We start from the raw sequence: 9,738 nt of genomic DNA, 5'->3' as shown, positions 1-9,738 counted from the left end.
CCGCCCCCGAAAACGACTCGACGCAGCCACGCCCCGCGAAGCCCTGAACCAGCTACTCTCAGACCAACAAGACGGCAGTGTTGCATCGACCGGTTGAATCCACCCCCGGCGTACCGGGCGCAATTGTCCGCACGGGCAACGGTTGACGCCTCGAAGCACCACAGTGCGTGCGCGGCGGGCCGCTCGCGCGTCTAGCGTTTGGCGGCGGGCAGCGGCGGCCGGGAGGCCGCGATCTCGAGGATGCGGCCGCGGCAGGCGAACCAGCCCAGGACCAGCGCCGGGATGATCAGGCCGAGCGAGCTGATGGTGAGAGTGCCGACCGGCCAGTCGAAGGCCATCAGCACGAGCACGGTCGCGAGGAACGCCAGGGTGAGGTACCCGGTAAACGGGGCGCCGGGCATCCGGAACGCCGGCCGGGTGAGGATGCCGGCCTTCGCCCAGGCCTGCAGCCGCATCTGGCAGAGCACGATCATGCCCCATGCGCTGATGATGCCGATCGCGGCCATGTTCAGCACGATCTCGAACGCCTCGTCAGGCACGAGCGCGTTGAGTCCGACACCGAGCAGGGTGACGACACCGGTGAGCAGGATGCCGCCGAACGGCACCCCGTTGCGGCTCACCTTGTCAGCGAACCGCGGCGCCGACCCGGCCAGCGACATCGACCGCAGGATGCGTCCGGTGGAATACAGGCCGGCGTTAAGCGACGAGAGCGCCGCGGTGAGCACAACGAGGTTCATGATCACGTCGACGCCTTCGACGCCGATCGAGCCGAAGAAGGTGACGAACGGGCTCACGCCGGCCTCATATGCCGTGTACGGCAACAACAGCGAGAGCAGCAGGACCGACCCGACATAGAAGACCGCGATGCGCACGATGACGGTGTTGATCGCCTTGGGCATCACCTTCTCGGGGTTCTCGGTCTCGCCCGCGGCCGTGCCGATCAGCTCGATCGAGGCGTACGCGAACACGACGCCCTGCACCACGAGCACGGAGGCGAGCAGGCCGTTGGGCAGCCAGCCGCCGTTTTCGGCGATGAGCGAGAAGCCCACTGTGGCTCCCTCCACCGGGGTGCCGAAGATGACCATCCAGGTGCCCACCAGCAGGAACGCGACGATGGCGACGACCTTGATCAGAGCGAACCAGAATTCCAGCTCACCGAACACCTTCACCGAGAGCAGGTTGAGGCCCATCACCACGGCGAGGGCGAGCAGGGCGAACAGCCACTGCGGCACGTCGCCGAAGGGTGCCCAGTACTTGCCGAAGAAGTTCATGTACAGCGCCACCGCGGTGACGTCCACGATCGCGGTCATCACCCAGTTCAGCCAGTACAGCCAGCCGGTCACGAACGCGGTCTTCTCGCCGAAGAACTCCCGGGCGTAGGACACGAAGGAGCCGGAGGTGGGCCGGTGCAGCACCAGTTCGCCGAGCGCGCGAAGGATGAGGAACGCGAAGAAACCGCAGATGGCGTACACGAACACCAGGGCGGGACCCGCGCTGGCGAGCCGGCCGCCCGCGCCGAGGAACAGGCCGGTGCCGATGGCGCCGCCGATGGCGATCATCTGCACGTGCCTGGCCTTGAGGCCCTTGTGCAGGCCCTCATCCTCGTGCACGCTCAGGGCGTCGTCGATGTGCTCGAGCGGGGTTTCCTCGTGCCCGGAGCGATGTGGGGTTGCGTTGGTGCGTGCGGGGGAGTTCTCGGGCCGGTCAGGCCCGGTGGTGCGAGTGGTCACGTGGAGCATCCGATCCGGGGGGTTGCGGTAACACTAGCCGACGGATGCTCAGCGGTAAGGGTCGAAAGACCCCCTCATATACACTGGGTAGCGACACTCTGACCGTAGAGACGACACTCGTTTACAGAGAGCCGGGAGGTCCCGTGGCGACAATCCTCCTGGCCTTCCTGCTCGTTTCCGTTCTCACTCCCGCGCTCACCCGACTGATCGGGCTGCGCGTTTTCTATGTCGTGGCCATCCTGCCCGCCGTGGCATTTTGCTACACCCTCACCCAGACCAGCGTGATCACCGCCGGCGGCGCCGTCACCGAGAGCCTGCCCTGGATCCCGCAGCTGGGGATCAGCCTGTCCTTCCGGGTGGATGCGCTCGCCTGGCTGCTCGCCCTCGTCGTCACCGGTGTCGGCGCCCTGGTGCTCATCTACTGCGCCCGCTACTTCGACGCCGACGAGCCCAGCCTGGGCCGCTTCGCCGCGCTGCTGCTCGCCTTCGCCGGCACCATGTACGGGCTCGTCACCGCCGACGACATCCTGGTGATGTTCATGTTCTGGGAGATCACCAGCGTGCTCTCCTACCTGCTGATCGGGCACTACACGACCAAACGGGAGAGCCGTGGTGCCGCCCTGCAGGCGCTGCTGGTGACCACCTTCGGCGGCCTGGTGATGCTCATCGGCGTCGTGATGATCTCCGTCGACGCGGGCACCACCTCCCTGGCCGCCATCGTCGCGAACCCCACCGGCACCCCCGTCGCGATCTGGGCGGTGCTGCTGATCCTGGTCGGTGCCCTGTCGAAGTCGGCTCTGATCCCGTTCCACTTCTGGCTGCCCGCCGCGATGGCCGCGCCGACCCCGGTGAGCGCGTACCTGCACGCTGCCGCGATGGTGAAGGCCGGCATCTACCTCACCGCCCGGTTCGCGCCCGGCTATGCCGAATCTCCGGGCTGGCTGCCGGTGCTGGTCACCATCGGTATCTGGACCATGCTCGTCGGCGCCTGGCGGGCTCTGCGCCAGCACGACATCAAGCTGATGCTGGCCTACGGCACCGTCAGCCAGCTCGGCTTCCTGATGGTCGTCGTCGGCTTCGGCACCCGCGACGCGGCACTCGCGGGGGCGACGCTGCTGCTCGCCCATGCGCTGTACAAGGCCACCCTGTTCCTCGTTGTGGGCATCATCGACCATCGCGCCGGCACCCGCGACTGGCGCAAGCTCTCTGGGATCGGCCGCCGCGAACCGGCCCTCGCCGCCATCGCCCTGGTCGCCGTCGCGTCGATGGCCGGCCTGCCGCCGCTCCTCGGTTTCGTCGCCAAGGAGTCTGTGTTCACCGCGTTCCTCGAGGCCGGCCTGGCCGGCGACGGCTGGGGCTGGATCGCCCTGGTCGGCACCGCGATCGGTTCGGTGCTCACCGTCGCGTACAGCGCCAAGTTCTTCTGGGGCGCGTTCGGCACCCGCCTGGCGGTCGGCGACATCCCCCTGCACGCCAGCCGGTGGGACTTTGCCCTGGCTCCCGGCATCCTCTCGGTCGCCACCGTGCTGCTCGGCCCGTTCGTGATGCTGCTCGACCCGATGCTGGCGGCCTACGCCGACACCGTCCCCGGTGGTGGCGACTACCACCTGGCGCTCTGGCACGGGTTCGAACCTGCCCTGTTGCTCAGCACGATCGTGGTGCTGCTGGGCATGGTCGTCTTCGCCCAGCGCAAGCGGGTAGCCCGCTGGCAGGCCGCCGTGCCCGCCTGGGTGGACGCCGGCCACGGCTACGGCCACACCGTGCGATTCATCGACAAGATCGCCGCCCGCACCACCCACCTCGCCCAGAAGGGCGGCCTGCCGCAGTACCTGGCCACCATCCTCGTGGTGTTCGTGCTGGCGCTGGGCGCGGCATCCTTCGTCAACCGCACCTGGCCCGACGCCATCGTGCTCTGGGACTACCCGGCGCAGGTGATCATCGGCGTGGTCATGATCATCGCCACCGTGATGGCCGCCAGGGTCGGACAGCGGATGACCTCGGTGCTGCTGGCCGGCATCACCGGATACGGCCTGGTCGCCCTGTTCGCCTTCCACGGAGCCCCGGACCTGGCGCTCACCCAGGCGCTCGTCGAATCGATCACCCTCGTGGTGTTCGTGCTCGTGCTGCGCCGACTGCCCAGCCGCATCGCCCAGCACAACCGGCCGATGCACCGTCGCCGCCGGGCGATCATCGGCGCCCTCGTCGCCCTCGTGATGGGCACCATCACGGTCATCTCCCTCGGCGCCCGCCAGGCGCAGACCATCGCCGCGGAATTGCCCCGGCTGGCCGTCGAGGAGGGCCACGGCAACAACATCGTCAACGTGATGCTCGTCGACATCCGTGCCTGGGACACCATGGGCGAGATCTCGGTGCTCATCGTGGTGGCCACCGGCGTCGCCAGCCTGCTGTTCGTCTCCGGCCGCAGCGCCGAGATGCCCAGGCTCCGCGAGTCCCGGAAGCGCCGCGAGCCGAAGAACCGCCGCCGCGTCGTGGCCGACCCGCACGCCAGCTCCGCCGGCCACGCCGTGACCCGCCAATCCTGGCTGCTCGGCGGCCGCACCCAGTCGGCCGAGAACCGGTCGATCATCATCGAGGTGCTGGTGCGACTGCTGTTCCACCCGGCCATCATCGTGTCGATCTACCTGCTCTTCGCCGGCCACAACCTGCCCGGCGGCGGCTTCGCCGGCGGCCTGCTGGCGGGCCTGGCCCTGGTGGCCAGGTACCTGGCCGGCGGCCGGTACGAACTGGGCGAAGCCGCCCCGATCGACCCGGGCAAGATCCTGGGGCTGGGAGTGGTGCTCGCCGTCGGCACGGCCGTTGGCTCGCTGTTCGTCACCGGGATCCCGCTGGAGTCGGCGTACTTCGAGGCCGACCTGCCGGCGCTCGGCCACCTCTCCTTCGGCACCTCCAGCATCTTCGACATCGGCGTGTACCTCGTGGTCATCGGTCTGGTCCTCGACATCCTCCGCAGCCTCGGCAGCGAGATAGACCGGCAAAGCGAACTCGTCAAACCCGGCGACGACGATGACGAAGACCATTCAGGCGTACCGCCGATCGGCAACGCCTCCAGTGACGCGGGGGATGCCATCGGCTTCGACGCGTCGTCGGAGTGGACCCCCGCCGAGGCGCCCGCGCCCGGTAACGGCCCGGACACGTCCCCGATCACCCAGCCGGCCGGCGTCTCCTCCATCGAGCCGGAAGGAGACCCGCGATGAGCGCCTCCCTGACCCTGGTGATCGTGATGGCGGTCATGTACGCCGCGGGCATCTACATCATGCTCGAGCGCAGCCTCACCCGCGTGCTGATCGGGTTCCTGCTCGTGGGCAATGCCACCAACCTGCTGATCTTCATCATGAGCGGCCGGCCAGGCAGCTCCCCGATCGTCACCGGCACGGCCCTCGACGACACCATGGCCGACCCGGTGCCGCAGGTGCTGATGCTCACCGCGATCGTGATCAACTTCGGCATCACAGCCCTGCTGCTCGCCCTGATCTACCGGTCCTGGTGGCTGGCCCAGCTCGGCGACGAGGGCGACAACCTGACCGACGAGCACGCCGCGGAGACCACCGAGGATTCCGAGGTCACCTTCCGCTCGTCCACTGACGACGAGGCCGCCGTGCAGGCGTCGCTGGACGCCAGCGAGGACGGCAGCGACGACGACAGCAGCGGAGCGGACAACACCGGCAACAGCGACCGGGAGGGCGGCACCCCATGAACATTCTCGTGCCCCTCGTGGTCGCCATCCCGCTGCTCGGTGCCGCGCTAACCCTCGCCCTCGGCCGCCGCTCGCGCTACCAGGTGATGGTGAGCGTGCTCTCGCTCACCGCGATCGTCGTGATCAGCGCCATCCTGCTGGTGCTCGTCGACCAGCACGGCCCAGCCGTGGTGCACGTGGGCGACTGGCAGGCGCCGTGGGGCATCGTGCTCGTTGTCGACAGGTTGTCGGCGATCATGCTCATCGTCTCGGCGCTGATGCTGCTGGGCGTGCTGCTCTTCGCCGTCGGGCAGGGCATCGTCGAGGGCGACCGGGAAACCCCGGTGTCGATCTTCCACCCCACCTATCTGGTCCTGGCGGCCGGGCTGTTCAACGCGTTCATCGCGGGCGACCTGTTCAACATGTACGTGGGCTTCGAAATGCTGCTCTCGGCCAGTTATGTGCTGCTCACCCTCGGCGGCACCGGTGCGCGCATCCGCGCCGGTGTGACCTACATCGTCGTCAGCTTGGTCTCCTCGATCCTGTTCCTCTCCGCCATCGCGCTGATCTACGGCGCGACCGGCACCGTCACCCTGGCGCTGCTGGCCGAACGCATCCCGGAGCTGCCCGGCGACGTACAGCTGATCCTCGGTCTGATGCTGCTCATCGCCTTCAGCGTCAAGGCGGCGGTGTTCCCGCTGTCGTTCTGGCTACCGGACTCCTACCCGACGGCGCCGGCCCCGGTCACGGCGGTGTTCGCCGGACTGCTCACCAAGGTCGGCGTCTACGCGATCCTGCGCACCCAGACGCTGCTCTTCCCCGACAACCGGCTGCAGGTGCCGCTGATGATCGTGGCGCTGCTCACCATGGTCATCGGCATACTCGGCGCGCTGGCCCAGGCCGATATCAAGCGACTGCTCTCCTTCACCCTGGTCAGCCACATCGGCTACATGATCTTCGGCATCGCGATCGGCACCGAAGCGGCGATCGCGGCCACCATCTACTACGTCGTGCACCACATCATGATCCAGACGACTCTGTTCCTGTGCGCCGGGCTCATCGAGCGCATCGGCGGCACCACCTCCCTGGCCAGGCTCGGCGGGATGCTCAAGGCCGCCCCGTTCGTCGCCATCCTGTTCTTCATCGGAGCGATGAACCTCGGCGGCATCCCGCCGTTCTCCGGCTTCCTCGGCAAGGTGGCCCTGTTCGACGCGGGGGTGCAGGTCGGCGGGGGCCTGAACTACCTGCTGCTCGCCGGCGGTGCGGCGACGTCGCTGCTGACCCTGTACGCGCTGGCCCGGGCCTGGAACATGGCGTTCTGGCGGCCGCGTCGCGACGTGGAGAACTACGACTCCGCCATGCTCAACGCCCTGCAGGACGACCCGCACGACGAGGGCACCGTCCTGACCAAGACCACATCGCCGCTGATGACCGCGGCCACCGCCACCATGCTCGCGCTCACGGTGTGCCTCACGGTCTTCGCCGGCCCCGCCTTCGACCTCGCCGCCCGCGCCGCCGCGAACATCGACGAGCCGTCGACCTACATCGACGCCGTCTTCCCCGGAGGTGCCCCGTGAGTGCGCGCCGGGAGCGCCGCGCCGCCGTCCTGAATCAATTACCGTTGTTCCTCGGCCTGGTGCTGCTCTGGGCGCTGCTGTGGGGCAAGTTCTCCTTGCTGAACCTGCTCACCGGGGTGATCTTCGCCGCGGTCGTGTCCATCGTGTTCTACCTGCCGGCGGTGCAACTGAGCGGCCGGGTCAACCTCTGGCGCAGCGCCTGGCTCTTCGGCACGCTTCTCTTCGACATCGTGCGCGCCTCCATCGACGTGTCCTGGCTCGCCCTGGGCCCCCGGTACACCCCGAGAAACGCCATCGTGGCAGTGCACCTGCGCACCCGCAGCGACCTCATCCTCACCTGGACCGCCGTGGCCACCTCCATCGTGCCGGGGTCGATCGTGGTCGACATCGAACGGGTCGACTCCACCCTGTACCTGCACGTGATCAACATGCGCGACGTGGCGGCGACCGAAAAATTCCGGTCCCGGGTGCTGGCCACCGAACGGCGTATCGTGCTGGCATTCGGCTCGGCCGAAGACGTGGAGCGGGTGTCCAGGGTGCGCGCCGAAGAAGACGCGCGCGGCGGCCTCGGCCAGGCAGCCGGGCCACACGCCCCCGCCGACCCCCAGAACGGAGCCCAGGGATGACCCCCATGGATATCGTCGCCGTCGTCGCCGGACTCATGTTCGGCGCCGGCGCCCTCGCCGCCGTCTACCGCATCATCCGCGGGCCCTCTGTGCTCGACCGGGTGATCGCCTCGGACGTCCTGGTGGCCACCATCATCTGCGCGCTCGGCGCCGAGATGGCATTCAACCGGCACTCCGACAACCTGCCGGTGCTGCTGGTGTTGGCGCTGTTCGCCGTGCTCGGCTCGCTCAGCGTCGCCCGGTTCCTGCCCGGCCGGAACCGCGCATGACCGCCGTGTGGAGCGACGTGGTCACCGCCGTCCTGGTGCTGCTCGCCGCCCTGATGTGCCTCGCGGCCGGCGTCGGCCTGCTGCGCTTCCCCGATGTGCTCACCCGGCTGCACTCCGCCACCAAGCCGCAGATCCTCGGCCTCATGGCGGTCACCCTGGACATCGCGGTAACGAATTTCAGCGTCGGCACTCTCACCCTGGTGGTCGCCATTGTGGTCTTCCAGGCGCTCACCGCGCCGATGGCGGCGCACCTCGTGGCCCGCGCCGCGTACCAGACCGACCATCTGCGCCCCGATTTGCTTGTCGTCGACGAGCTGCGGGACGCACGCGGATGATAGTATTGCCGGGTCGCGACTGGCGTAGCACGAAAGATGGGTCACCATCGGGGAGCGACTGACACGGTTAGTGACCGCACGCCTGGGCCACGACACATCCATCGATAGTCTCAAGGAGTTTCCCCGTGTCCGATACTGTGCTTACCAGTTCTGTACCCTCCACCTTCAACGAGCCCCTCGAGGTCGTCGACCCCGAGATCGCCGCGATCCTCGAGCAAGAACTCGGTCGCCAGCGCGACTACCTCGAGATGATCGCCAGCGAGAACTTCGTGCCCCGCGCCATCCTGCAGTCGCAGGGCTCGGTGCTCACCAACAAGTACGCCGAGGGCTACCCGGGCCGCCGCTACTACGGCGGTTGCGAGTACGTCGACGTGGCCGAGCAGCTCGCCATCGACCGGGCCAAGAGCCTCTTCGGCGCCGAGTACGCGAACGTGCAGCCGCACTCCGGCGCCACCGCCAACGCCGCGGTGCTCTCCGCGATCGCCACCCCCGGCGACACCATTCTGGGCCTGGAGCTGGCGCACGGCGGCCACCTCACCCACGGCATGAAGCTCAACTTCTCCGGCAAGCTCTACAACCCGGTCGCGTACGGCGTCGACCCGGAGACCTTCCGCGTCGACATGGACGTGGTGCGCGACAAGGCCCTCGAGCACAAGCCACAGGTCATCATCGCCGGCTGGTCGGCCTACCCCCGGCAGCTCGACTTCGCCGCCTTCCGCGCCATCGCCGACGAGGTGGGCGCCAAGCTCTGGGTCGACATGGCCCACTTCGCCGGCCTCGTCGCGGCCGGCTTGCACCCGTCCCCGGTGCCCTACGCCGACGTCGTCTCCAGCACCGTGCACAAGACCCTCGCCGGCCCCCGCTCGGGCTTCATCCTCTCCCGCGACACCGCGCTGGCGAAGAAGCTCAACTCCAACGTGTTCCCCGGCCAGCAGGGCGGACCGCTCATGCACGTGATCGCCGCCAAGGCCACCGCGTTCAAGCTCGCCGCGCTGCCCGAGTTCAAGGAACGCCAGGAGCGCACCCTCCGCGGCGCCCGGATCCTCGCCGACCGGCTCACCGCCGATGACTCCCGCGCCGCGGGCATCGACGTGCTCACCGGTGGCACCGACGTGCACCTGGTGCTCGCCGACCTGCGCAACTCGGAGATCAACGGTCAGCAGGCCGAAGACGCGCTGCACGAGGTGGGCATCACCGTCAACCGCAACTCGGTGCCGTTCGACCCGCGCCCGCCGATGGTCACCTCCGGCCTCCGCATCGGCACGCCCGCCCTGGCCACCCGTGGTTTCGGCGACGCCGAGTTCACCGTCGTGTCCGACGTCATCGCCCAGGCGCTCCTGCCCGGAGCCGACATCCAGGCTCTCCGCTCCCGGGTGAAGGGCCTCACCGACGCGTTCCCGCTGTACCCCGGCCTCTCTCAGTAGGCCTGTCGGGTCGTGACGGATGTGGCACTCGCGTGAGCGCATCCGTCACCGCCCGCACCCGGCACCGCTTTCGCCGCCCGCGT

Annotated in this window: 8 protein-coding genes and 1 riboswitch; of the genes, 7 read left to right on the top strand and 1 reads right to left on the bottom strand. The window is 68.6% G+C overall.

Annotated features, from left to right (window positions below; all coding sequences use genetic code 11):
• Positions 1 to 191: 191 nt before the first annotated feature.
• Positions 192 to 1,628 (bottom strand): amino acid permease, encoded by a 1,437-nt coding sequence (locus tag E3O42_RS04965; RefSeq protein WP_241984646.1) that lies wholly within the window; start codon positions 1,626 to 1,628, stop codon positions 192 to 194.
• Positions 1,629 to 1,873: 245 nt separating this feature from the next.
• Between E3O42_RS04965 and E3O42_RS04960 the strand changes: the two genes are divergently transcribed.
• From E3O42_RS04960 to glyA, 7 genes are all read left to right on the top strand, one after another.
• Complete coding sequence (locus E3O42_RS04960; protein WP_134452834.1) at positions 1,874 to 4,945, top strand: Na+/H+ antiporter subunit A; 3,072 nt, start codon at positions 1,874 to 1,876, stop codon at positions 4,943 to 4,945.
• Positions 4,942 to 5,445, top strand: coding sequence for a sodium:proton antiporter (locus tag E3O42_RS04955; RefSeq protein WP_134452832.1), 504 nt, complete (start codon positions 4,942 to 4,944; stop codon positions 5,443 to 5,445). Before E3O42_RS04960 ends, E3O42_RS04955 begins: the two co-directional genes overlap by 4 nt.
• Entirely contained in the window at positions 5,442 to 7,001 is a 1,560-nt protein-coding gene (locus E3O42_RS04950) for a Na+/H+ antiporter subunit D (protein WP_134452830.1), read from the top strand. The genes E3O42_RS04955 and E3O42_RS04950 overlap by 4 nt, the downstream gene beginning before the upstream one ends.
• Positions 6,998 to 7,627: a Na+/H+ antiporter subunit E gene (locus E3O42_RS04945; protein ID WP_166787896.1), complete on the top strand. Its 630-nt coding sequence runs from the start codon at positions 6,998 to 7,000 to the stop codon at positions 7,625 to 7,627. The genes E3O42_RS04950 and E3O42_RS04945 overlap by 4 nt, the downstream gene beginning before the upstream one ends.
• Positions 7,624 to 7,896: an MrpF/PhaF family protein gene (locus E3O42_RS04940; protein WP_134452827.1), complete on the top strand. Its 273-nt coding sequence runs from the start codon at positions 7,624 to 7,626 to the stop codon at positions 7,894 to 7,896. Before E3O42_RS04945 ends, E3O42_RS04940 begins: the two co-directional genes overlap by 4 nt.
• A complete protein-coding gene (gene mnhG / locus E3O42_RS04935; RefSeq protein ID WP_134452826.1) occupies positions 7,893 to 8,231 on the top strand; it encodes a monovalent cation/H(+) antiporter subunit G in 339 nt (112 codons plus the stop codon). Before E3O42_RS04940 ends, mnhG begins: the two co-directional genes overlap by 4 nt.
• 5 nt (positions 8,232 to 8,236) lie before the next feature.
• Positions 8,237 to 8,326, top strand: a riboswitch (ZMP/ZTP riboswitch).
• Positions 8,327 to 8,356: 30 nt separating this feature from the next.
• Positions 8,357 to 9,655 carry a serine hydroxymethyltransferase gene (gene glyA / locus E3O42_RS04930; protein WP_134452824.1) on the top strand — a complete coding sequence of 433 codons (1,299 nt, stop codon included), beginning with the start codon at positions 8,357 to 8,359 and terminating at the stop codon, positions 9,653 to 9,655.
• The last annotated feature ends 83 nt before the right edge of the window (positions 9,656 to 9,738 follow it).

This window comes from Cryobacterium adonitolivorans (assembly GCF_004402695.1).
Lineage (GTDB): Bacteria > Actinomycetota > Actinomycetes > Actinomycetales > Microbacteriaceae > Cryobacterium > Cryobacterium adonitolivorans.
Note: the sequence above shows the minus strand (reverse complement) of the source record. Positions and strands in the feature narration are given on the sequence as shown.